Raw genomic sequence first — 24,455 nt, forward strand, 5'->3', positions numbered from 1 at the left:
ATTATAGCCTTTTGACTATGTAATAAACACACTTAATTCAATATTGTTTATTTAATATACAACTCTATACTTTTTGAGCTTCCGGCATATCAAATATATGTCTTTCAGCGTGGTAAGAGGATCTCACCAAAGGACCAGACTCAACATATCTAAAGCCCATCTCTATTCCTTTGCGTTTATATTCTTCAAAACGTTCTGGTGTCACAAACTCTGCAACAGGAATATGTTTTTGAGTTGGTTGCAAATACTGTCCTAAAGTAACTATATCGGTTCCAACGCTTCTTAAATCCTGCATAGATTCAAGAACTTCTTCATGTGTTTCACCAAGTCCCAACATAATTCCAGATTTGGTTCTCATTCCAGCTTTTTTTATTCTAAACAAAGCTTCTAGGCTTCGGTCATATTTTGCTTGAATTCGAACTTCTTTCGTTAGGCGACGAACTGTTTCAATATTGTGTGATACAATTTCAGGTGCTACATCAGTAACAATTTTTAGGTTTTCCCATTTCCCAGCAAAGTCAGGCAATAAAGTTTCTAAAGTTGTTTCCGGCGATTGCTTTCTAATGGCACGAATGGTTTGAGCCCAAATATTAGCGCCACCATCTTTTAAATCGTCACGATCAACTGAAGTAATCACAGCATGCTTCACGCCCATCAATTTCACAGAATTCGCTACTCGACCGGGTTCAAAAAGATCTACTTCTTCTGGTCGACCCGTTTGGACTGCACAAAAACCACAAGATCGCGTACAGATGTTTCCAAGAATCATAAACGTCGCCGTTCCTTCCCCCCAACATTCACCCATATTTGGACAGCTTCCACTTTCGCAAATGGTATGCAATTTGTGCTCATCTACAAGTTTTCTAACATTTCTGTATGACTCACCTGTTGGCAATTTTACACGCAACCATTTTGGCTTTTTAATCTTTGTTTTCTTTGGCTCTTCTACTATCGACATTGTGTCTAATTTATTGAAGTTTTTACATTGACATAATGAAATGAATTATTCCATTTACACCGTCAAAGAAAATACTATTTTTGTAATATAAATTTCACTTGCAAAAGTACGTAATATAAAGGACTATGAAAAAAATAAGCGCTTCCTATTTAGGAGATTTACGAATTTCGACACTTCATCAAAAATCGGGGACAAAAATTGAAACTGATGCACCTGTTGATAACAATGGAAAAGGAACACGCTTTTCTCCTACAGATCTTTTGGCAGCAGGTTACCTTAACTGTATGATCACAATAATTGGAATATATTGTGATCAAAACGGCCTCACTTTTGCTGGATGCGAAGGAGAAGTAGAAAAGATAATGATTGACAATCCAAGAAGAGTTGGAGGTTTAAATATTGTTCTTAACCTTACAGGTAATGATTGGAATGTTAAAGAGAAAAGACGAGTAGAGAACGCAGCAAAGAACTGTCCAGTTGCTAAAAGTGTTTCTCCGGAGATCAAAATCAATATTGAATTTAATTACTAATGTTAAAATTATTACAAATGCGCATTTTTCAAATTACAGCTTTAATATTAATTGCTTTTTCTGCATCAATAAATGCTCAAGAATCAAAATTTAACCTAACGGATTTTCATACTTACAATTTAGAATTGAATGAAAAAGTTTTAAAACATTTTGATGCTTTAACAGATGGTGAAAAAGTAGCTCAATTAATTATGCCCGCAATTGGTCCATATGGTCAAACAGAAGCTACAATAAATCAATTGGTGATTGATAAAAAAATAGGTGGTTTGTTATTACTGAATGGAACGAAGTCAGAATTTACCACTTGGGTAAAAAAATACAACGACTGGAATCTTGAAATGGGAACTTTACCATTTTTATATAGCGCAGATGCTGAGGCGAGTTTGGTGAACAGAAAAATCAAAAACTCTACCCCTGTCGCTAAAGCGAATACTTTAAAGACACTAAAAGAGGTTACAGAGGTGGCTAAGATTATTTCGAAAGACTTAAATGAGATTGGAATTAATTACAATTTCGCACCGGTTGTTGATATGTCACCAAACAAAACTGTTGGTTGGAGAAGTTTCGGACACGAGCCAGATAGTGTAATACCATGGTCTGATGCATTTATTCAAGAAACGCAGAGACATAATATTATCGCCACTGCGAAACACTTTCCTGGTCACGGATATGTTGAGGGAGACACGCACAAAAAACTGGTATATATTAAAGGTGAAATGAAGGAAGTGAAAAATTATCCTCCATTAATTGAAAATGGAGTTGTAAGTATTATGATTGCCCATATCGCCGTTGATAATGAGACTCCTTTCAATACTAAAGGAATGCCTGCTTCTATTTCAAAAGAAATTGTTACTGATTTATTGAGAGATAGTCTTCAATTTGAAGGATTAATTGTAACCGATGCTATGAATATGTTGGGTGTTTCAACTATTGCTGGTTCAAATGTAAAAGCAATTGATGCTGGAATTGATATTCTATTAATGCCATTAAACGCGGCAAAAGCACATGAAGAAATACTAGCAAAGTATATGACTGATAGCGTTTTTAAAGCAAAAGTTGATTTAGCTTGTAAACGTATTATTCGTGCGAAACTTTGTACTGAAGGTGATTTATTTCCACATTAATAATTTCTCGAATTTAAATCTATTCGCTTCACAGAAAATAAATTATTTTTAAAATAATTGAAATAAAATGTATCTTTTTTGGCATTGGACAGTCTTCTTTATGAACGATAAAATATAAAGAAATGAATAATTGTAAATGCAGAAATTGTGAATGTCCGAATTGTAATTGTAAAAACTGCGCAGAAAACAACTGTGCTTGTACAAAGTGTGAATGCAGCAAATGCAACTAAATTTATAAAAGGTTAGTTTTTCGACTAACCTTTTATTTTTATTTTTGAATATGGAGACTCAATATATATACAACCACTTCAATGAGGAATTATATTTTTTCATTCTCAAGAAAGTTAAAAACAAGAATATCGCAAATGATGTTTTCCAGAATATATTTTTAAAAATCCATAAGAACCTAGCTCAACTTAAAAGTGAAGAAAAGATAAGGTCATGGATCTTCAGGATAGCTAGAAATGAAATTACAAACTATTATAATAAGGAATCTAAATATTTGTCTACAACAGATCAAGAATCCATTAATCCAAACTATCAGGATATATGTTGTTTTGATAAATTTATAAATGACCTACCTCTGATCTACAAAGAAGTAATTGAACTTATTTATATTGATGGACAAAAACAAAAGGTAATTGCAAAGTTTTTAGATATAAGTCTAGAAAATGTGAAAGCCAGAACAAGCAGAGCTAAAGATATTTTAAAGAAAAAATTCATGCTATGCTGTAAGTACGAACTTGACAAAAATGGGAATTTGAATGGAGAATCTAACTGTTCTGCCTGTGAACTTTAACAAATCTCATCTTTACTATTTAAATAGCGAAAATAGCTAAGCCAACTCCAATGAGCAGACTAATGAGTTTTATAAAATTGAATTTATGGTTTTCACTCGATTCAAAAATGATTGTAGTTGATATGTGCAAGAACATTCCGACTACTACGGCAAGAATTATTTCTAAATTGAACAATGCATTTTGAGCACCAAAATGTCCAACTAACATTCCTAAAGGAGCCATCAAAGCGAAAGCAATCAAAACTAGCCATGCTTTTGCCATTTTAAAACCAGAAGCCAACAATAAGGTCATTAATGCAATTGCTACAGGGATTTTGTGTAAGATTATTCCCAAAAGTAAACCTTGAACCCCTTCCCCTTTTGAATGAGCATGCGCATGGCCGACATGTTCAACATGATCTAAAACCTGTCCTCCTGCTTCTCTCACAAATTGAGCTTCTAAGGGCATTCCCTCGAAGAAAGAATGAAAACTAAGGGCTATGAATAAAGACCACGGAACTGTACCTTTTGTATCTTTTGCATGAATATGACCATGTTCTATTCCTCCAGAAAAATATTCAAGAAACAATTGAATAAGAAAACCAAGTAGAATATAATACCCTACTCCTTCAGACCCGTGCGCATATATTTCTGGAATAAAATGAATGAATGCGATTGCCAAGAGGAATCCTCCACTTAGAGAAAGCAAAATTTTAATTATTTTCCCTTTGTTTAAGTTCTGTAAAAACACAACTAAACCTCCTCCTAATAATACGGATCCTACTAAAAGGATAGTTCCCCAAACTAAACTCATTTCTTCTTAGCGATAATGATCAAACGATCTGATTCTTTTTTATTAAATGGCGCTAAAGAAAAATCACCATAAATATTTTGAATTTCAAAACCTGTTTTTTCTAATAAAGTTTCAAATTCTTCTTTTTTAATTGCTTGTACTTTTTCTTGAAAATGGAATTCCTTTCCTTGATCCGTGAAATCAATATTCTTAAAAATATGTTTTCCATCATAAGACTTTGTGATATTAAAATCTATTCCGTCCAAGGTTTTCACTTCTTTCTCTACAAGGTGATCTAAAGTATAATCAGCATTCATAAAATCAATTACAACAAGCCCCTCTGAAACAAGCATCTTATTAACAGAGTTGAGCACTTTTAAATTGTCATCATAATCGTCGAAATAACCAAAGCTTGTAAATAAATTGAAAACAACATCAAAAGTATTTTCTTTATACACCTCTCTCATATCATGCGTATCAAAAGAAAGCGTTTCATTTTCAAATGGTTTTGCTTCTTTTATACTGTTAGAAGATAAATCTACTCCAGTAACTTGGAATCCTTTCTTATTTATAAATACAGAGTGTCTTCCTTTTCCACATGCAAGGTCTAAGCAATTTACATTTTTCGGTAAATCTAAATAGCCCAGCAAGTTATTGATAAATCTCTCAGCTTCAGTGAAATCTCTATTTTGATACAAAATATGGTAATAAGAAGTATCAAACCAAGTCTCAAACCATTCACCTTTTAGCTCATCCATTTCAATAATCTTTTGTTAAAAAAGTAGACAAATGTATTCAATTTAAACCACTCATGCAATAATGTTGCATTATAAAAACGAAATCAAAGAAACATTTTTGAGATATTGCACATATGGAACAAAACCATATATTTGCGATTCATTACTATGAAACTAAAGCTCAATGTCAATTAACTCTATATTTGATCTCTATAAAACCATGGAACGCAATCATGCGATGCTTTCATTTAAAGGTTTGGTCACTGCTGATTTATTAGACTCTGTACTTAGAATCACAGAATCTAAGCTTGACCATATTGAGAAATCGACAAAAAGGCGTAAAAAGGTATATAATATACTTGTAGAATGTCTTCAAAACTTATATCACCACAATGAAAGTGTGATAAAACATGGAGATAATTCAAAAGAGATAATGAGCAATTCTTCCATTCTTTGCATTTCTAATCCAGAAGATTATTATGAAATCAAAACGGGGAATTATATAAGTAAAGAGAAAGCCGAAGACTTAGAGTTAAAGATTAAGAATATCAACAAACTAGACAAGGAAGAGTTAAGAGAATTATATAAGTCTGTTTTAAGTAAAGGACAATTCTCAAGTAAAGGGACAGCTGGTTTAGGTTTGATAGATATTGCAAGAAAGTCGGGAAATAAGTTAGAGTATAGTTTTATGCCTATTGATAAGAATTATAGTTTCTTTTGTTTAAATGTAAAAATCAAGTAAAAAGATGGAAAATATTAACTTAGATGGAACACCTAAAACACCAAGTGTTACTTTCAATTTTGAAAATGGGACTTTAGAAATTCGCGGAAGATCTATTCCTGAGAATTCTGTTGAGTTTTACAAACCTTTAAACGACTGGATTGAGCAATATGGAGAATCTCCACAACCTGCTACAGTGTTTGATGTTAAGCTAGAATACTTTAACACATCATCTTCTAAATGTCTACTTGATCTTTTTAAATTATTAGAAAACATTAATAAAAAAGATACTGACGTAAAAGTGAATTGGTATTTCGAAAAAGATGATGGAGACATAGAAGAAGCAGGAGAGGATTATCAAGCAATAATTCCACTTCCATTTACAATGATTGAAGTAGAAGAGATTTAAGAAACGTGAAAAAAATAGGATTAACAGGAGGAATTGGCTCAGGAAAGTCAATAATTTGCAATATTCTTAAAATCATGGGCTACCCTGTTTTTAATTCTGACGATCAAGCAAAACTTCTTATGACGACTAATAATGCTGTTATTCAACAGATAAAAAACCTATTTGGAGAAGAAGCTTACATTGAAAACACCTTAAATCGTCCTTACTTAGCGAGTAAAGTTTTTTATGACGAAAAATTGAAATTAGCATTAAATAAAATTGTTCATCCAGCGGTTAGAGCAGCATTTGACGAATGGGCAATTTTACAAAAGAAACCTTTAGTATTTAATGAAGCGGCTATTCTCTATGAAACTGGCGCATACAAAACATTTGATTACACTGTTCTTGTTACTGCACCTGAAGAAATTAGAATTGCACGTGTAACGAGCCGAGACAAAACAACCATTGAAGAAGTTGAACAAAGAATGAAAAACCAATGGAAAGATGAAGTCAAAATTGAGATGGCTTCTTATGTGATCAATAACGATGATACCACTTTAGTTACTCCACAAGTTATTGCAATGCTTAAATATTTCGAAAGCGCTATTTGATTTCGGTATAATCATCAAAATGATCATCGTTTTTATCATCACGTTTTTCATCTGGATATTCGTTATTACTTTTTGTTCTACCAATAAGAATAGTCATAATTGCGTTTACCACCTTCATAATGACTGATATCATAAAGAAGAATCCAACAATTTTAAATATAAAGCCAAACACTGGAGTATCTTCAATATTCAGAATACTTTCTAAGAACCAATTCGATATTGCATTTGATGCTAAATAAGGAGCAAAGTAAAATCCTCCAAAAACAACCAAAGCTAAAACCACCACTGCTATTTCGAAGCGAATATCAAAAGCAGGTTTTATTCTATTCAAAATATCTCCAATTCCAGGAAGATTTGCTTTTCCACGAACAGAGAATAATGATTGACGGTTTTGTTTAGATTGGATTTTTCCAGTGAAGTAAATAAGTAAAATTAATCCTGCTAGAAGTAGGTCATTCACAAGAACTAATCCACCAGCTTGTTGGACACAAAAGAGGAAAATAACATCCGCTAGAAAAACATAGCGAATCGTTTTAATGAAGTAAACTTCAAACAATAGTCTAGGTCGACCACCTCTTAAAAGATTAATCCCCGTCATTATTAGCCACCACAAAAAATTGTATACGGCTAAAATAACACCTATTCGAAAAATAAAATTCAGTAAATCCACGTTACAAAGTTGTAAAAATAAAATCTTTATATTGATAAGAATACAAAAAATTCTATACACTTCTTATCTTTACCGCTTATTAAAACAGAAGATGATGAAAAAAGTTAGTTTCCTATTCATGTTTATGCTTTTAAATGTTTTTTCTCGCGCAGAGGAAGGCATGATTATTCCAACGCTTCTTGGTGCTTTTGAATCCGACATGAAGGCCATGGGAATGAAGATTAGTGCACAAGATATTTACGATGCTAATAATGCCAGTATCAAAGATGCAATCATCCATTTTGGTGGCGGTTGTACAGCTGAAATTATTTCTGACCAAGGACTTTTATTAACGAATCACCATTGTGGTTTTTCTCAAATTTATTCGCACACAACAGTTGACAACAACATTGCGAAATACGGGTTTTGGGCAAAGAATTTACAAGAAGAATTAACTAATCCAGGCTTGACTGCTGCAAGAATGGTGAGAATCGAAGATGTAACAGCTAAAGTTTTAGCAGGTACTGAAGATTTAGAAGGAGCAGAAGTAAATCAAAAAATTATAGCAAATATTGCTTTATTAAAAGCAGAAGCGCTTGACGGAACACATTACGAAGCAGAAATTAAACCATTTGACTTTGGAAATAGTTACTTCCTTTTGGTTAAAGAAACATTTACAGATATTCGATTGGTAGGAACACCTCCTAAAACTGTTGGTAAATTTGGTGGAGATACAGATAACTGGGTTTGGCCAAGACACACTGGTGACTTTTCTGTTTTTAGAATTTATGCTAATGCTGACAATCAACCAGCTGAATACAACGAAAACAATCAACCTTACTCTCCTATTCACCACCTTCCTATTTCTTTAAAATCAAGAGAAGTGGATGAGTTTACAATGGTTTTCGGATTCCCAGGAACTACAAACCAGCACACAATTAGTACGGAATTAGATTTTATCATCAATACTATGCGTCCTGCTCAAATTCAAATGAGAGATCTTTCTTTATCTGTTATTAATGCGGCAATGAAAAAATCTGAAGCAACAGAAATTATGTATGCTTCAAAACAAGCTAGAATTGCAAATGCATGGAAAAAATGGATTGGTCAAATTGATGGATTAAAAAGAGGTGACGCAATTAAAAAGAAAGTTGATTACGAAGACAGCTATACAAATGAAGCCAACACTAAAGAAGAATGGAATGCTGAATACGCTGGAATTGTTAGTGATTTAAGAGAACTATCTACTCAATTTAACATGAGTGACTTCACCTATAACATGTACATTGAGTATATCTATGTTGGTGCTGAAATGTTCAAAAGAGCACGTGCAATTAACGATTTAATGTCATTATATAACGATGGAAAAACAGAAGAATTGAATGCAGCGATTGAGGAACAAAAGGAATCACTTGGCGGTTTTTATGAGCAATACGATATCAATATAGACAAAGAGATTTTCTTATTGCAAAGTGAGTACTATAAAAAGATGGTAGATTCTTCTTTTCTTCCTGAATCTTTATTGAAAAATGATTTAGCAGACTTACAAAGTGATATTTTCGAGAAATCGTTTTTAGTGGATCAAGAGCGATACTTGAAAGTTTTAAACAACTTCAATAAATACGCTAAGAAGAAAATCAAAAAAGACGCAGGATATCAATTATATAGTGAACTAGATTACATATTTAACGAGCATTTATTGGATGATTTAAGAACATATTATGGAACAAGAAATCAGTTAATGAAACCTTATGTGAAAGGAAAATATGAAATGTATCCAGAAGCAAAACATTGGGCAAACGCTAACAGTACGCTTCGTGTCACTTATGGTAAATTAGAAGGTTCAACGCCACAAGACGGAATGAAATATACTCCACATACAACTTTGGATGGTGTAATTGAAAAATACAATACGGGTCATGAAGACTTTGATTTACTGCCAAGAATGGTAGAGCTTTACGAAGCTAAAAACTATGGAGATTATGCTCAAGATGGTGAGCTGTGGGTTTGTTTCACAGGCTCTAATCACACAACAGGAGGAAATTCAGGTTCACCAGTAATAAATGGAGAAGGTCATTTAATAGGAATTAACTTTGACAGAAGTTGGGAAAGTACAATGAGCGATTATATGTTTGATGCATCACGTTGTAGAAATATTTCTGTTGACATTCGCTATGTTTTATGGATGATTGATATTTATGGTGAAGCACCTCATTTGGTGAAAGAAATGACAATAGTTAGATAAGAAGCAATATATTTTATTCAAAAAAGTTAGTTAGGAAAAGAATTAAGGATGGAAAAGACGAAATCTGATCAAAATACCAATGAGTTATTGGTGTTCACATATAAAAATAGAAAAATACTATTTTTTACAGGGATAATTGCTGGAATAATTTCAATAATAGTCTCGCTCATACTTCCTGTTTTGTATGAATCAAATGCCATTGTATTCCCTACGGCTACGAGTACAGTTTCTTTTAACGCACAAAGTAATGCCAAGGCCAGTTCAATGGATTTTGGAGAAGAGGAAAATGCTGAGCAATTAATTCAGATTTTACAATCTTCACCTTTGCGCAATAGAATTATCAACAAATTTGATTTGGCTAAAGTGTATGATATTGATCCAAAAGAGGATGGTTATCATCATAAATTAGGGAAAGCATATGAAGGTCATATTCACTTTGAAAGAACACGTTTTGGCTCTATCAATATTTCAGTTTTGGATGAATCACCACAACTTGCAGCAGACATTGCGAATAAAATTGTTCAGTTAATAGATACTGTAAAAAACGATTTAATTAAGGAGCGTACTGTTCCTGCATTTGAGATCAACCGACGTAAGTTAGACCAATTGAAGGCGTCACAAGAACAATTAAACACTGAAATGGATAGCCTTTCCCAGTTAGGAGTAATAGACGCATTGTCGAGATCAAGCTTATTTGCGGCATTAAACGAATCTAAAACAGCAGAGGATAAAGCATTTTTCAAAAATCAAATTGATGTAAATTTAAAATACGGTTCAAGATACGATGCCCTATCAGATTTACGTGAGTTCAGAATTGAAAAAATGACCGATCAAGAGGTTTCCTACGAACAAGCAGAATCTGATGCAGTAGAAAATTTTAATCATAAATTTATTGTTGAGTCGGCTGTTGCATCTGATAAAAAAGCTAAACCGAAGAGAATGATTATTGTTCTGGTTTTCACTCTAGCTTCAATAATCCTAATGTTTATTGCATTGTTGATCAGAGACAGAATAAGAACAGTTAAATATTCAGTTTAGACTGTGAAGTTCATTAAAAACAATAGCTTATTGATAAGTATTGCACTGCTGTTTATGGGAGTGAATGCATACCTTGTTTTTAATGATAATTATTTTTTAAATGCGTTACCTTTGGTTTTGGTCATTGCATATATTGCAATTTTCCACACCTCTTCAGCATTTTTACTTACTGTATTCTTAACACCTTTATCTGTTAATCTCGAGGAATTCACAGATGGTAAATTTGGTTTATATCTCCCCACTGAACCGATTCTTTTTGGATTGATGCTTTGGATCATTCTGAAGGAATTGAAATCTCCAATTATGAATAAGGAGTTCTGGAGTCATCCAATAACTCTATCGATTGGATTCTATCTTCTATGGGTTTTCATGACATCAATTACTAGTGCACAACCATTAGTTTCCTTTAAATTTCTATTAATGAAGCTTTGGTTCATAATTCCGATTTTAATGATTGGTTTTAATATATTCAAAAACAAATCCAACATTGTTAAATTCTTATGGTGCTACACTGCAGGAATGACCATCGTAATTGTTTATACTATTATTCATCATTGGGGATTTAATTTCAGAGAGAAAGAAAGCCATTGGGTTATGTCACCTTTCTTTAAAGACCACACCATTTATGGAGCAAGTGTTGCCATGAGTATTGTTTTTGTTTTAGGACTGTATTTTTACAAAAAGCACTCTTTACAAGCAAAAGTACTTCTAGTAATAATGTTTATCATCACCTTGTTGGGACTCTACTTTAGTTACACCAGAGGTGCCTGGTTGAGTATAGTATTCGCTATATCCGTTTGGGCTTTTATAAAATACAAAGTGAAATTCAAATATTTACTTTCCATTGGTATTATTGTGTTGTCAGTTATCCTATTCTCTTGGAGTAAAATTGAAATGGAATTGGCTAAAAACAAGCAAGAACACACCACTACTAATTTTGATGAACGACTACAATCAGCAGCAAATATTACTTCTGATGCATCAAATTTAGAACGCTTAAACAGATGGAGTGCAGCATGGAATATGTTTAAAGAACGTCCTGTTTTTGGATTTGGTCCTGCAACTTATGCTTTTGAATATGCACCATATCAGGATCCAGGAAAGCTTACTGTTATTTCTACAAATTTTGGAAATCAAGGGAATGCTCATTCAGAATACCTTGGTGCATTGGCAGAAATGGGCCTTATAGGAATGCTTTCTGTATTGGTTTTTGTAGCCGCGTTATTTTACAGTGGAATTATGCTTTTAATTAATATTAAACGCTACACCCCTGAGGATACAGAATTGTATATATTACTCCTTTGTATTATTTTGGCGATGTCAACGTATTTCTTCCATGGTTTACTCAATAATTATCTCGACACGGATAAAGCTTCGATTCCAGTATATGGAGCTGCTGCTGTTTTTATAGCTCAAGGCGTTATGATGAGGAGAAGAAAAAGCACACTATAAACAATATCAACAACATCTAAAAAACGGTTACAATTATTGCTAGACAGTTTTAAATGGTCTTGAAATAATTCTACGAATTAATGTAATTCTCTAAATCACTTTAACCAATTATGACATTCGAAATATGTTAGATCTTATCCATCATGGAAAACTAATCTTCAATGCTTTGATAATATCTTAATGATAAAGTATCTTAAATTATTCAATTTAGATTTGCCTTTTTAATTTCACACAATAAGAAAGACCCGAACACCATGATCAAATCACGCTATATCGGGTCTTTAAAATCCTAAATATTTAAAAATTATCTCTTAAAGATATTTTCCATCCATCAAGTAATTCTCAACATAGTCTTCAACACCTTGCTCGAGTGTATGGAATCCTTCTGTGTAACCAGCAGAAATAAGTTTGTTGATTTTTGCTTCAGTAAAATATTGGTATTTATCTCTAATATCTGCTGGAGTATCGATATATGAGATCTCAACTTCACGGTTCATAGCGTGAAAAGTATTTACTGCTAAAGATTTGAAAGTTCTCGCTCTTCCAGATCCAACGTTATATAATCCACTTTCTGGACGTTTTTCCATCAAGAAAATACAGATATTTAAAACATCTTTAATGTAAATAAAGTCTCTTTTTTGTTCACCGTCATCATACTTTTCATTGTGAGATCTGAATAATTTCAATTCACCTGTACGTGTGATTTGGCGGTAAGCATGTAAAACAACAGATGCCATTCTACCTTTGTGGTATTCATTTGGTCCGTATACATTAAAGAACTTCAAACCAGCCCAAAAAGGAGGTTTAATTGGTTGTGTCAATACCCATTTATCGAAATCATTTTTAGAATCTCCATAAGCATTTAATGGTTTTAGCTCATTAACTAATCTGTGATTATCGTCGTAACCGTGCTCACCTAAACCATAAGTGGCAGCTGAACTAGCGTATACTAAAGGAATACCATATTGTGTAGCATATCTCCAAATATCTTTTGAATAATTTAGATTTAAACGATCAAATATTTCTTTATCAAATTCAGTTGTATCTGTTCTTGCACCTATGTGGTAAATGAATTTAACTTCTTCACCATGTTCTTTGAACCAATCAATAAACTCCGTTCGATCAATTCTCTTTATGTATTTTTTACCAACAAGATTGTGTTCTTTTTCATCATTTGAAAAATCATCAACAATAATAATGCGTTTAATACCTATATCGTTTAGTTTGCTTACTAAACCACTTCCTACAAATCCTGCAGCTCCTGTTACAACTATCATAATTAATTAAATTTATAAAGGTAAATATACAAAAATGACACCTTCAAGGTCAAAATTAAACATAAAAAAACCTCATGTCTTTGCATGAGGTTCCTAAAATTAATAAATTTAATTTAATGGCTTTCCAACTTCCACTGCACAATCGTGTCCTGGTTCTCCATGTGGAGGATTCAAATTCCCTGATTTAGTGCTCTGCGGATTGATAATTTCTGGTGAAGCGATTCTTGGATTAGGTGATAAAGGCGCACCAACTGCAATTGCGCAATCATGACCTGGCTCCCCATGTGGAGGATTTGTACCAACTCCTACTCCACCGGAGACATTGTTGTTTAAAGGTGTATTTTCATTTCCAAATGTAACATTTTCATCTGGAGATTGACTTTTTGAAGCATCAGCATCAGTTCGAGTTCTTGGTGTATCATTTACAGTTTCGGTTGCTGTGTTCTCTGCATCAATACTTTCAGTTTCTTCTCCATTACAAGAAGAGAAAACTAACATTGCTCCTGCACAAAGTAAAAAGGGTGTTTTTTTAATAATTTGTAATATCATACTTGTGTTTTTTTTGTTTTATATAGTTAATAGGCTAAGTTATAACAAAAACATGTAACGTCAATAATTTAACAATTTTAAGTAAAAGAATAGTAATGGAACAGACAAAGTAAATCATCGAGAAATATTATTCAAAAGACAATTAGTCTTTGCAAGAAAATTCCAAATACTGCTTTATGCTTACTATGGCAAGCTCAGCACAAGTGTTTTTAATTGCAGTTCCTTCGACAGGCCTACTTAGACAAGCTCTGCCTTTGAAACTTTCTTATCAAAGCCTTAAAAATATTTAGTTTTCTTGCGGACACTAATTACAGCACTATTCATTTTTATCTCCAAGTATCATAAGGATTATCGACTCTGTTTTTATGCTAATGAAAAAGCCTCATGCAGTTGCATGAGGCTTTTTTCTAAATATATTTAATGCAGTACGCTAAAAATTTAAATTTTATGCGTTACTGTCTTGTGCGATTTTAACATACTCATCATAATCAACTTCTTTTTCATCCAACTTAACTGTTTCCTTAAAGAACTTAGTTAATTTTTCTTCAGCTAACATATCATAGATTTGTTGTGCTTCCTTTTGATTAGACAAAACTTGTTGTGCCGATTTAGTTAATTCAGCATCCTCAGGAGTTGGCATTCCGTATTGCGCATATTGGTTAACCAATAAGCTTTTCGTATAATTCATTGCCTCTTCTTGATCAACTTTCATATCGTTGTTTTTGAAGATGCTATTTTGAATCAATTGCCATTTCAAACTACGTGCATAGTTTCCGAAATCAGCATCAACCTGCTCCATTGTAGTAGGTTCCTTTTGAGATGCTATAATCCATCTTTTCAAGAATCCCTCTGGCAATTGGATATCCGCTTTCTCTATTAGATCGTTAGAAATTCTTCGTGTTAAGATTTTCTCACTGTCTTTTTCAAACATTTGAACTAAGTCCGCTTTCACTTTCTCAATCATTTGTTTTTCTGAAGTTACTTCTCCTTCACCAAACAATTTATCGAACAATTCTTGGTTCAATTCTGCTGGCTCCATGATTTTAACCTCATTGATTGTCAATTGGAATTTCTCAGAGATATTACCCAATTCACTTTCTTCGATTCCTAACATTGAAGCTGTGTCTTTACCACCTCTAGAAACGCTGAATGGATTTACAGTGACTTTATCGCCAGCTTTCTTTCCAATCATTTCTTTCTTCAGTTGCTCATCTTCGATGAATTCCATAGAAATTGTAGAACTATTCATAATTCCACCTTCCAAGATTTCACCTTCTTCGTTTAGTTCAACGAATTGACCTAAAACCATATCTTTTTCACCAATTTCTTTACCTGAAATGAGTTTACCATAACGGCGAGTAAGATCTTCTAATTGTTTATCAATTAACTTTTTATCAACCTTAACTTTAGTGTATTCGTAATTGTTTTTTCCGGTAATTTTAACATCTACTTTTGGAGAAATTCCGATTTCATAAGTAAATACGAATGTATCAGGTTTATCAAAATCTCCTTGTACTTCGATGTCATTTTTAGGAAGTGGGTTACCAAGAATTTCAAATTCTTGTTCAGCAACATATTTGTAAAGTCCTTCACTAACAAGTCTATTTAACTCATCTCCAAGAACTGTTCTACCATGCTGTTTTTTAATGATTCCCATTGGCACCATTCCTTTTCTAAATCCAGGAGTAGTCGCTTTTTTTCTGTAGTCACTTAAAGCTTTATCAACTTTTACTTGGTAATCGCTCTTTTCAACTGTAACCTTTAATAATGCGTTGAGATCATCAACGTTTTCTTTTATAATATTCATATTGATTGAAATAAACTTTTATTTAATACTAAAACCAAACAATCTAAAACAAAAAATGGCATAAGTTTTAAACTCATACCACTTTTAATTGTGTGCGGATAGAGGGACTCGAACCCACACGCCTCGCGGCACTAGATCCTAAGTCTAGCATGTCTACCAATTTCACCATATCCGCATTTAAAAAATTTCACCAAAACGTTATTTGGTATTTTGTCAACTTTCATAACTAAAAGCGAGTGCAAATTTACGTAAATTTTCTTTATATAAAAGAACAATTTAGGATTTATTTAAAAGAATTTTAAAATCCACTTTTAAAAGAGTTAATTGATTGGATAAACGTGGACGATTTCCTAATCTTTTAAACATTATTTACAATAATACCGTTAGTCGTTAAACTCCAAAATATCTTTTGAATTGAATCCAATAGTGATGGTGTCAGCAACGTTTTTATCTTGTGTCATTACTGTTAACTGCTCTCCTGTTTCAAGCTTTAAAAGCAATTGAATGGAATCTCCCAAAACTATTTTCTTAATCACAGTGGCATTCGTGATGTATTCACAATCTGAATCGACTGCTGTTGGGTTCACTTTTATTTTTTCATTCCTAATGGCATGACAACAATCTTCTTTTAAAGGACATCGAAATGCAGTTTGCAGATTCTTATTGATTTGAATTGTATTTCCAAATAAAGAAGCTACATATAAGGTATTCGGTTTAACGTATAAATTTGCTGCGGCATCTTTCTGAACGACTTTTCCATTTTGAAGAATCAAAATTTCATCAGCTACAGAAAGTGCGTCTTGGGTATCATGCGTTACGAACAAAACTGTTACTCCAGTTTTCTTAATGATGTCGAAAATTTCATTTCTCAATTGCATTCTTAACATTGCATCGAGATTACTGAATGGCTCGTCTAAAATGAGCAGTGTTGGTTCTGGCGCTAAAGCTCTTGCTAAGGCTACACGTTGTTGCTGTCCACCCGAAAGTTGGTGTGGATAACGTTTTCCCATTTCACTTAAACCTACTAAATCGAGCATTTCTTGCGCTCTTATTTTCTTGTTTTTCAGTTTAGAAATACCGTACAATACGTTTTCAAGAATAGTTAAATGAGGGAAAAGCGCATATTCTTGAAAAACTAAACCAATTTTTCGTTTCTCTGGTTGAACAAACTTATCTAGTGATGCAATAATATTTCCATCTAAAGCAATACTTCCATGATCAGGACGCTCAAGTCCAGCAATCAATCTCACCAAGGTTGTTTTCCCACTTCCACTTTCGCCTACAATGGCGCATACATCTCCCTCTTTCAAATCGAAAGTCACATTTTCTAAGGCGTAATTCTTGCCTTTGTCAAAGCTTTTAGAAAGAGAATGAATTGCTAACATTATTATTTTTTAATCAGTAATTTATTTAAAAATATCACAGGTATCATTGCAGTAAAGATAATGAAAAGTGATGGAATTGCAGCTTCCATAACCATTTCATCACTTGCATATTCGTAAGCTTTCACTGCTAATGTGTCAATATGATAAGGTTTTAAGATTAATGTTAAAGGTAATTCTTTCATAACATCAATAAAAACCAATATCACAGCACTAAATACTCCTGTTTTTATGAGTGGAAATTCAATTTTAAAAAATGTTTTGAGATTCCCAACACCTAAAACTTTTGAAGAGTCAGGAATAGAATTGTCCACTTTTAAAGCGGTTGAATCAATAGGATTATAGGCTACAGCTAAGAAACGAACAGCATAAGCATAAAACAACGCAATCAATGTTCCGTTGATAATAAAACCAGAATCTATTCCGAAATTAGCGAGTACATTAATTAACCATTTATCCAATGCTAAAGTCGGAATCATTATACCAATAGCAATTACAGCTCCTGGTATTGCATAACCTAGAACTCCAACCCGTGACACATTCTTAATGAAACGAAGTGCGCTCCATTTTGAAAAGAAAATCAATAAAAGTGCAAAGAAAACGGTTATAATTGCTGAAGTAATAGCAATTCCAAAGCTTTGTAAAGAAATCAATAAAAACTGCACATCAAAAACTGTTGATGCCGTTAATGTTGCCCAATAGATTAATTGAAGAACTGGTAAAATAAATCCTAAAAGTACAGGAAGAAACACAACTAAAAAGATGAGCCACTTTAATGACTTTGTTGTTGTTTTACGCTGTATTTGCGTGCTATTCGATTTGGAAGAAGTAAACTTAATTTTTCTCACTTGCCATTTCTCAAACAGAATCAATGCAAAGATAATTATGATTAATAATGCAGATAAATACACTGCTGTTTCAGGTTCTTCCAATGAAAACCAGGATCTAAAAATACCGGTTGTAAAAGTGTTTACCCCATAATATTTAGCTGCACCATAATCGTTAAGCACTTCCATTAAAACCAAAACTAATCCAGCAACAATAGCTGGTCGAGCAAGTGGTAACATTAATTTGAAAAATGTTTTACGTTCGCCAACACCTAACATTTTAGAAGCTTCAAGTAAATTATTGGCCTGATTCAAGAAAAATGCTCTCGCACTAACGTATACATAAGGAAATAGAGAAATACTCAAAACGAATGCAAGTCCAGCACGATTCATAATATCTATTCTAATAAAATCCAAATTGAGCTGACGAAATATTAGATCGAGACTTCCTCCATAATCGAAGATTCCTGCATATGCATAACCAACAATATATGACGGAATTGCTAATGGCAGAATAAGTAGCCATTCCAATTGTTTCCGCATTGGGAAATTAAAGCGGGAAACAAACCATGCCGAAGAAACACCTAAAACTAAAACGAGAATACTACAGAATAACACCAAATAAAGTGAGTTCCAAATATATTCTGGTAAAAGATATTTTACAATATGACTCCATGTTTCACCCGGACCAGAAAACAACTCTACGCCAATAAAGATAATTGGGAGCGCTAAGAAAATAACGATGGCCAGCGTAAATACTGACCATCTGTTACTGTCTCTTTTAAATCTCTTTAGCCTTGATTTTAAGGAAAAGGTTTCTCTATTACTTCCAGCCTGCTTCATCAAAAATCAATACTGCTTTTTTATTATTTTCTCCTAATTTGTTTAATCCTAAAGTATCTTCTTTAAAATCTCCCCAAGCTTTAATGTCATTTGTTGGTGCCACACTTTCCAAAATTGGATATTCATAATTCGCATCAGTAAAGATTTGTTGTGCATCTTGACTCACTAAAAACTCGATAAAACGAATAGCGTTTTCTTTATTCGGTGCGTATTTTGCAACTCCTGCACCACTTACATTAATGTGCGTTCCTCTACCCTCTTGATTAGGAAAAAACAATCCGATTTTCTTCGCTGTTGCAACTTCTTCAGCATCAGGAGAGTTTAACATTTTACCAATGTAATATGAATTCACGATTGCCAAATCACCTTCTCCAGCGACTACGGCTTTTACTTGATCCCTATCAGAACCCTTTGGAGAACGTGCCATATTAGCAACGATTCCTTTAGCCCATTTCTTAGCTATTTCTTCACCATCATTAGCGATAATCGAAGCCATTAAGGATTGATTATAAATATTAGAAGAAGATCTTACTAATATCTTTCCTTTCCATTTATTTGACACAAGCTCCTCATAAGTTGATAGCTCTTCTGGCTTTACCCTGTCTAATGAATAAGCAATAATTCTTGCTCTTTTTGTTAAACCAAACCATTGATTGTCGACATCTTGCAAATGGGACGGAACAGTTTTTTCTAATATCTCTGACTGAATACTTTGCAACAAACCTTGGTCTTTAGCACGGCTTAATCTACCTGCATCAACAGTGATTAAAACATCAGCTGGAGATTGTTTTCCCTCCATTTTCATCTTCTGAATTAACTCATCTGCACTTGCATTTATCACCTTCACCTTAATCCCAGTTTGCTCCTCAAACATTTTGAAGATATCTTGGTCTGGTTCGTAATGACGATGCGTGTATACATTAACGACTTGTTCTTTTTGAGTTTCTTGTACGTTACTGTTGTCCTTTTCTTCATTGTTACTTCCACAAGCTGTAAGTAAGGAAAAAGTAACTACGGCAATTAATATTTTTTTCATCTCGTCTCTTTTTAAAAGACAAATATAGTAATTTAGAATGGATATGAATAGGGAGATATTGTGAATTGTGAATTGAATTGTAAACATTTAAAAACAAAAATTAAAGCAGGAACAGCTTATGAATATAATTTAGTAATTCACAAGACAATATTTCTAAAGTCTCGTGATTACAATAAAAATAAGCGGTTGCATCATTATGTAATATTAGCTTATTCAATTAAACAAAATTTAGAACCACTATCAGTCAAATTAAGTCCCCACTTTTTTAACAACGGTTCTTCCAGCTCTTTTTGTCTATACTCATCAGGTGTCATAATTGGAATACCATAAATTATGGGATAATACCTTTTACACTCTGGACATGTAAATAATCCTTCTATTATTTCTTCGTCTTTTTGCTTGAATATTTGCAATTCGAGGTGACTCTTATCTTGAGGACAGCAAAGTTTTTCTAAAAATGATGTTTTCATTGTATAATTTTATTTAATGTTTGAATATATTTTTGACTTGCTAGCTTTGGTGAAGGTGAATCTAGTACTCCTGAAATAACAGCCACACCTGAAATACCTAAATTTTGAAGCTGTAACAGATTATCAGATGTTATTCCACCAGAAACAAATAGAGGAATTCTTGTAATTCTACGTGCTTTTAGAATTGTTTCATGAGTTACGATTTCACACAATCCGGCAGACTTCGATGGGAAAAGTGAACAAAAGGAAATATAATCTAATTTGTTTTCTTGGGCCCATTCAATAATTTCAAGAGAATTACTGCATGTTACTCCAATAATCAATTCTCTGTCAATTTCTGATTTTAGAAGTTCTAGACTACTTGGAACAATGTCAAAATGAATTCCAGATAGTTCCGTTTCTATAACCAATTCCCATTCTTCATTAATAAGTACCGGAACATTATATTGTTTTGCAATATCAACAACTAGATTTATGAGATTAATTTTAGCAATTTTTCGGAATGTATTAGGCCAATTATTCCAAATCTGTAAGATATCGACACCTCCTTCAATGGCACTTTTAAGTTTAGTCAATAAAGTTACTTGTTCAATCGAAGGATCTAAAACCAAATATAATCCACCGATATTTTTTGTATTCTTATTTGATTCCATCTTTCACTGCTTTAAAATAAGCTTGCCAATAAGGATCAATTCCATCAAAAACAAATTCCTTATCAATTCCATTTTCAATTATTCTATGTTCATTGATTGTAAATTCTCCAACTACAGTTGCTTTAATTGAATTACTTTCAAGGTGATTAATCAAACATTTTTCATTTCCTTTCTTCACTGACATGATCATTGCCCCTGCACCGATACAAAAACGATGATCAATTTCGAATAAGTCCATTATCTTGGTTTGACTATCACCAGTTGGAATGCTATTATTGTAAACTTCAAAACCACAATTGGAAGCATAAGCCATTTCATAAATAGCTCCTAGAACTCCACCTTCAGTAACATCATGCATCGCATTTAATTCAAAATTACTTTCTAATAGTTCAGCAGCCAATAAAGCTTCTTTAAGAGATGATGTGTGATAGAAATTCTCACAGGCTTGTTGATAAACTTTTAATCCTAAGTTCTTTTTTATAGTTTCTGGAAAGCTCATAGCTAAAATAGATGATGAATTTAAAGCTGATTCTTTAGTTACTATAATTACGTCCCCTGGTTTAGCTCCATTACTTGTAATTATTCTATCCAAAGGAGCAGTTAGAAACATGGTTCCACCACCCGAAATTACGGAATTTTGACCTTCCAATCTTCCAGTATGTCCACCAGTTATGGAAACACCAATTTCTTTGCAGTAAAAATGGATATAATTCCAATATTCTTTAAAAGTAGATAAAGAAATATTTGAAGGGAGATTCAAAACAAATTGAGCATACATTGGAGAGAATCCTGTTGTTGCCATATCGTTGGCTAAAAGATGAACTGACATCCATGCCGATGCTTTCGTACCAATTGTTGGAATCAGTGAAAGTGGATCACTTGATATAGCCATTCCTAGATTATTTCCCAAATCGATTACAGAGTTATCAACTCCGAAATTCGGTCCCACAAGAACTTCATCTCTTTGGTGACCAGTTTTTGGAAGTAATAATTCTTTGAATGCAGACGAAGTTATTTTACCAGACAAATTATTAAATGCTGTCATGATTAATCGTTTAACCTAACATAAAGACCAAAAAAATCTCCATAAGGTTGATTCCATTCTTGTACTGGAAACCATTTTGGCAAACCAGTAGTTGTCCATTCTATTTTATAGGAACGGCCTTTAAGTGCTTTTTCAATAACAGCTATTAATGTTTTTGGGGAATAAAAGTTGGCTGTTAAATAAAATGGATTCTTACCAAACACTTCTTGAACTCTTCTTCTTACAACTTTAGGTGAATTACGATTCATCATTCCAAAGACGATTCCGTTCTTTCCAACACGAGCAGCTTCTTGAATAACTTTAACAGGATCCTTATAATATTCAAAAGTTGTTACAAATGCTAATGCATCGAAGGTATTATCTTTGAAAGGCATATAATGAGAATCTGCAAGAACAAGTTCACCTGTAAACAAATGAACACCTTGACCGAGCATAAAAGGAGAAATATCCGCACCACTAGAATCAATTCCTATCTCATGCCACCATCGTGTAAAACGAGTAGTTCCACATCCAAACTCTAAAAGTGTTTTTACTCTTTCATCTTTCTTAACTAGACGACCGATGATTTTTTTCTGCCAGACTTCGGCTCGTTTATACCTACCTTCATACCATTGTTCATAGGTGTCTGTATGCTCTCTATTAAAGAACCACTCTTCTCTGCCTTGCCATTTCTTCAGATCTTGTGTAACAAGATCGAACTTAGCTTCATTAAATTTAATTGGATTCATAGCCATTTGATTAAAACAGTCCTAGACTTTATAATTAATAAAATAATATAAAGGGGATGCTTTCAATCAAATTGAAAAGCTATTTACTATCTACGCTGGCATTATCCAGATCAGATTGGGTATAATCTCAGCCTAAAATTAATTAAGCACCCCTTATATTGTAAATCAAATATAGAAATTTAATTTACATTGATAGATAAACATTAAGTTAAATGAAAAAACTAAATTTTCTTAATATTAATCAAAACAACTGCTGATAGAATAATTAATATACCTATCCATTGCAAAACAGATACATCTTCACCTAAAATAATAGCAGCACTCATTACAGAAAATGGTATTTCTATACTTGAAACAATACTTCCGAGTCCCGTTCCAATTACTGGCATTCCTTGAGAAAAGAAAATAGGTGGAATCATAGAACCAAAAATAGCTAAGAAAATTCCATATTTTACCATATAAAAAATGTCAAATGTGTTTATGATGTCAATATTCCAAAATAAAAGGACTACAATAAAACCACCATAAACTAAGTATTTACTTTTTATTATTACATGTGTCTGGTGACCGAGTAAATTAGAAAAGTACATAAACGAAGTAAAACTAACAGCTGCAAGCATACCAAAAGTGATTCCTAAAGGATGTAAAATAAAACTAGCTTCAAAAACGTTAGCAGCAAGGAGAGTCCCAGTGATTGCGACAAGAGCACCTATTATTTTTATTTTACTGTTCTTACCTTTTGTGGATATTAGGTCTACAACAACTCCCATCCAAATTGCTTGCATTAATAGAATAATTCCAACAGAGACAGGTACATATTGAATGGTGAGGTAATAAAAACAGCTAGAAAATCCTAAAGTTGTTCCAAAGAGGATCATTTTTAGCTTCAAATTTCTAGAAGGAACAGTATAATTTGAACCTAGTGTTTTTGATTTACTCACTTTCCAAGCAAGAAAAGCTAAGAATATACTGGCGAAGAAATACTGAGAAAAGGCCAAAAGCGCTGTTCCTGCACCTAATTCATTCGCATATTTAACAACAGTTGCAAGAATTCCGTAGCTTAAGGATCCAAACCCAACATATAAAAGACCTGTTTTTTTCGTCATGATTTAATAATAAAAATATTGTTGTATAAATTTCATATTAACTTTTAGGAAGGATGGCTTCGACACACTAAACTACCGATGACATACCAAGGCGTCTGCCATTTATACAAAATGGTTTTAACTTAAAGACATCTCAATACATGAGATTTATAAATTTCATCATCTTACTCTCCCATCCGTCACCTGACGGACAGAACAATATACTCAAGATTAAAAAAACTTTTAACCAAAAAAAAACCTCACACAAGTTAATGTATGAGGTTTTTTATTAAAAGTGGCGTCGTCTTACTCTCCCACCCTTAAAAGGGCAGTACCATCAGCGCAAGCAGTCTTAACTTCTCTGTTCGGAATGGGAAGAGGTGGACCCTGCTGCAATAGACACCGAAAATCATTGGAGATTTTAGACTTATAAGACAAAAGACATTAGACAAGCGAGGCTTGTTTTATCTTTTGTTGTTAGTCTATCTCCTTAATTTCTTAAGTCTATAAACTAGAGTATAGCTTTTAGAACATTGATAATAGATCAAAAACATTTACGTTTTTTGTCTAATATCTAATGTCTAGAAGTCTAACATCTAGAAAGAAAATATTGGGTGATTGAAATAGTAACAGTAGATAACTATAAGTTTACGGGTTATTAGTACTACTTGGCTTTGACATTACTGTCTTTACACCTATAGCCTATCAACGTGGTAGTCTTCCACGGCC

24 protein-coding genes, 1 tRNA gene, 2 rRNA genes and 1 riboswitch are annotated in these 24,455 nt (G+C 33.1%); of the genes, 9 read left to right on the plus strand and 18 right to left on the minus strand.

Annotated features, from left to right (window positions below; genetic code table 11):
• Positions 1 to 64 precede the first annotated feature (64 nt).
• A complete protein-coding gene (lipA, locus tag ERX46_RS13435) occupies positions 65 to 958 on the minus strand; it encodes a lipoyl synthase (protein WP_130094385.1) in 894 nt (297 codons plus the stop codon).
• A 125-nt stretch (positions 959 to 1,083) separates the two neighbouring features.
• Here lipA and ERX46_RS13440 point away from each other — a divergent pair, with 125 nt between their 5' ends.
• From ERX46_RS13440 to ERX46_RS13450, 3 genes are all read left to right on the plus strand, one after another.
• Positions 1,084 to 1,488: an OsmC family protein gene (locus ERX46_RS13440; RefSeq protein WP_130094386.1), complete on the plus strand. Its 405-nt coding sequence runs from the start codon at positions 1,084 to 1,086 to the stop codon at positions 1,486 to 1,488.
• Positions 1,489 to 1,505: 17 nt separating this feature from the next.
• Entirely contained in the window at positions 1,506 to 2,612 is a 1,107-nt protein-coding gene (locus ERX46_RS13445) for a glycoside hydrolase family 3 N-terminal domain-containing protein (protein WP_165366238.1), read from the plus strand.
• Positions 2,613 to 2,892: 280 nt separating this feature from the next.
• Entirely contained in the window at positions 2,893 to 3,411 is a 519-nt protein-coding gene (locus tag ERX46_RS13450) for a sigma-70 family RNA polymerase sigma factor (protein WP_130094388.1), read from the plus strand.
• A 19-nt stretch (positions 3,412 to 3,430) separates the two neighbouring features.
• On the opposite strand, the gene ERX46_RS13455 is transcribed toward ERX46_RS13450, so the two are convergent.
• Entirely contained in the window at positions 3,431 to 4,204 is a 774-nt protein-coding gene (locus ERX46_RS13455; RefSeq protein WP_130094389.1) for a ZIP family metal transporter, read from the minus strand.
• Positions 4,201 to 4,941, minus strand: a complete 741-nt coding sequence (locus ERX46_RS13460; protein ID WP_130094390.1) for a class I SAM-dependent methyltransferase — start codon at positions 4,939 to 4,941, stop codon at positions 4,201 to 4,203. Before ERX46_RS13460 ends, ERX46_RS13455 begins: the two co-directional genes overlap by 4 nt.
• Positions 4,942 to 5,104: 163 nt before the next feature.
• Between ERX46_RS13460 and ERX46_RS13465 the strand changes: the two genes are divergently transcribed.
• Genes ERX46_RS13465 through coaE form a run of 3 tightly spaced genes read left to right on the plus strand, consistent with a single transcriptional unit; the run spans position 5,105 to position 6,640 of the window.
• Positions 5,105 to 5,662 (plus strand): SiaB family protein kinase, encoded by a 558-nt coding sequence (locus tag ERX46_RS13465; protein WP_262708098.1) that lies wholly within the window; start codon positions 5,105 to 5,107, stop codon positions 5,660 to 5,662.
• A gap of 4 nt (positions 5,663 to 5,666) precedes the next feature.
• Positions 5,667 to 6,050 carry a DUF1987 domain-containing protein gene (locus ERX46_RS13470; protein ID WP_130094392.1) on the plus strand — a complete coding sequence of 128 codons (384 nt, stop codon included), beginning with the start codon at positions 5,667 to 5,669 and terminating at the stop codon, positions 6,048 to 6,050.
• Positions 6,051 to 6,055: 5 nt separating this feature from the next.
• Positions 6,056 to 6,640, plus strand: a complete 585-nt coding sequence (coaE, locus tag ERX46_RS13475) for a dephospho-CoA kinase (RefSeq protein ID WP_130094393.1) — start codon at positions 6,056 to 6,058, stop codon at positions 6,638 to 6,640.
• Here coaE and ERX46_RS13480 read toward each other — a convergent pair.
• Positions 6,633 to 7,238, minus strand: a complete 606-nt coding sequence (locus tag ERX46_RS13480; protein ID WP_130094394.1) for a hypothetical protein — start codon at positions 7,236 to 7,238, stop codon at positions 6,633 to 6,635. The genes coaE and ERX46_RS13480 overlap by 8 nt on opposite strands.
• A 166-nt stretch (positions 7,239 to 7,404) precedes the next feature.
• On the opposite strand from ERX46_RS13480, the gene ERX46_RS13485 reads away from it, so the two are divergent.
• From ERX46_RS13485 to ERX46_RS13495, 3 genes are read left to right on the plus strand one after another with little or no spacing between them, the layout of a single operon-like run.
• The gene (locus tag ERX46_RS13485) at positions 7,405 to 9,534 is read left to right on the plus strand and encodes a S46 family peptidase (RefSeq protein WP_165366239.1); all 2,130 of its coding nucleotides are present in this window, start codon (positions 7,405 to 7,407) and stop codon (positions 9,532 to 9,534) included.
• A gap of 48 nt (positions 9,535 to 9,582) precedes the next feature.
• Complete coding sequence (locus ERX46_RS13490) at positions 9,583 to 10,572, plus strand: Wzz/FepE/Etk N-terminal domain-containing protein (protein WP_130094396.1); 990 nt, start codon at positions 9,583 to 9,585, stop codon at positions 10,570 to 10,572.
• Between the two features lie 3 nt (positions 10,573 to 10,575).
• On the plus strand, positions 10,576 to 12,024 hold the full coding sequence (locus tag ERX46_RS13495) for an O-antigen ligase family protein (protein ID WP_130094397.1): 1,449 nt from the start codon (positions 10,576 to 10,578) through the stop codon (positions 12,022 to 12,024).
• A 311-nt stretch (positions 12,025 to 12,335) separates the two neighbouring features.
• On the opposite strand, the gene rfaD is transcribed toward ERX46_RS13495, so the two are convergent.
• The 14 genes from rfaD to ERX46_RS13565 all read right to left on the minus strand — a co-directional run.
• Positions 12,336 to 13,301, minus strand: a complete 966-nt coding sequence (gene rfaD, locus ERX46_RS13500) for an ADP-glyceromanno-heptose 6-epimerase (protein WP_130094398.1) — start codon at positions 13,299 to 13,301, stop codon at positions 12,336 to 12,338.
• Positions 13,302 to 13,409: 108 nt separating this feature from the next.
• On the minus strand, positions 13,410 to 13,850 hold the full coding sequence (locus ERX46_RS13505) for a hypothetical protein (protein ID WP_130094399.1): 441 nt from the start codon (positions 13,848 to 13,850) through the stop codon (positions 13,410 to 13,412).
• A gap of 445 nt (positions 13,851 to 14,295) precedes the next feature.
• Positions 14,296 to 15,657, minus strand: coding sequence for a trigger factor (gene tig, locus ERX46_RS13510; protein WP_130094400.1), 1,362 nt, complete (start codon positions 15,655 to 15,657; stop codon positions 14,296 to 14,298).
• 93 nt (positions 15,658 to 15,750) lie between these two features.
• Positions 15,751 to 15,832: transfer RNA gene (locus ERX46_RS13515), tRNA-Leu, on the minus strand.
• 208 nt (positions 15,833 to 16,040) lie between these two features.
• Positions 16,041 to 17,042 (minus strand): ABC transporter ATP-binding protein, encoded by a 1,002-nt coding sequence (locus ERX46_RS13520; protein WP_130094401.1) that lies wholly within the window; start codon positions 17,040 to 17,042, stop codon positions 16,041 to 16,043.
• A 2-nt stretch (positions 17,043 to 17,044) separates the two neighbouring features.
• On the minus strand, positions 17,045 to 18,709 hold the full coding sequence (locus ERX46_RS13525; protein ID WP_130094402.1) for an ABC transporter permease: 1,665 nt from the start codon (positions 18,707 to 18,709) through the stop codon (positions 17,045 to 17,047).
• Positions 18,690 to 19,745 carry a Fe(3+) ABC transporter substrate-binding protein gene (locus ERX46_RS13530; RefSeq protein WP_130094403.1) on the minus strand — a complete coding sequence of 352 codons (1,056 nt, stop codon included), beginning with the start codon at positions 19,743 to 19,745 and terminating at the stop codon, positions 18,690 to 18,692. Before ERX46_RS13530 ends, ERX46_RS13525 begins: the two co-directional genes overlap by 20 nt.
• A 209-nt stretch (positions 19,746 to 19,954) precedes the next feature.
• Positions 19,955 to 20,215, minus strand: coding sequence for a Trm112 family protein (locus ERX46_RS13535; protein ID WP_130094404.1), 261 nt, complete (start codon positions 20,213 to 20,215; stop codon positions 19,955 to 19,957).
• Positions 20,212 to 20,868: a thiamine phosphate synthase gene (locus tag ERX46_RS13540; RefSeq protein ID WP_130094405.1), complete on the minus strand. Its 657-nt coding sequence runs from the start codon at positions 20,866 to 20,868 to the stop codon at positions 20,212 to 20,214. The genes ERX46_RS13535 and ERX46_RS13540 overlap by 4 nt, the downstream gene beginning before the upstream one ends.
• Entirely contained in the window at positions 20,855 to 21,913 is a 1,059-nt protein-coding gene (locus ERX46_RS13545) for an AIR synthase-related protein (protein WP_130094406.1), read from the minus strand. Before ERX46_RS13545 ends, ERX46_RS13540 begins: the two co-directional genes overlap by 14 nt.
• Before the next feature lie 2 nt (positions 21,914 to 21,915).
• Positions 21,916 to 22,641, minus strand: coding sequence for a class I SAM-dependent methyltransferase (locus ERX46_RS13550; protein WP_130094407.1), 726 nt, complete (start codon positions 22,639 to 22,641; stop codon positions 21,916 to 21,918).
• A gap of 69 nt (positions 22,642 to 22,710) precedes the next feature.
• Positions 22,711 to 22,805, minus strand: a riboswitch (TPP riboswitch).
• Positions 22,806 to 22,862: 57 nt separating this feature from the next.
• Complete coding sequence (locus tag ERX46_RS13555) at positions 22,863 to 23,747, minus strand: EamA family transporter (RefSeq protein ID WP_130094408.1); 885 nt, start codon at positions 23,745 to 23,747, stop codon at positions 22,863 to 22,865.
• A 272-nt stretch (positions 23,748 to 24,019) separates the two neighbouring features.
• Positions 24,020 to 24,133: ribosomal RNA gene (gene rrf, locus ERX46_RS13560) — 5S ribosomal RNA — on the minus strand.
• 231 nt (positions 24,134 to 24,364) lie between these two features.
• Positions 24,365 to 24,455, minus strand: a 23S ribosomal RNA gene (locus ERX46_RS13565); the annotation flags it as partial.

Origin of the sequence: Brumimicrobium glaciale (assembly GCF_004152935.1) — a bacterium.
Lineage (GTDB): Bacteria > Bacteroidota > Bacteroidia > Flavobacteriales_D > Crocinitomicaceae > Brumimicrobium > Brumimicrobium glaciale.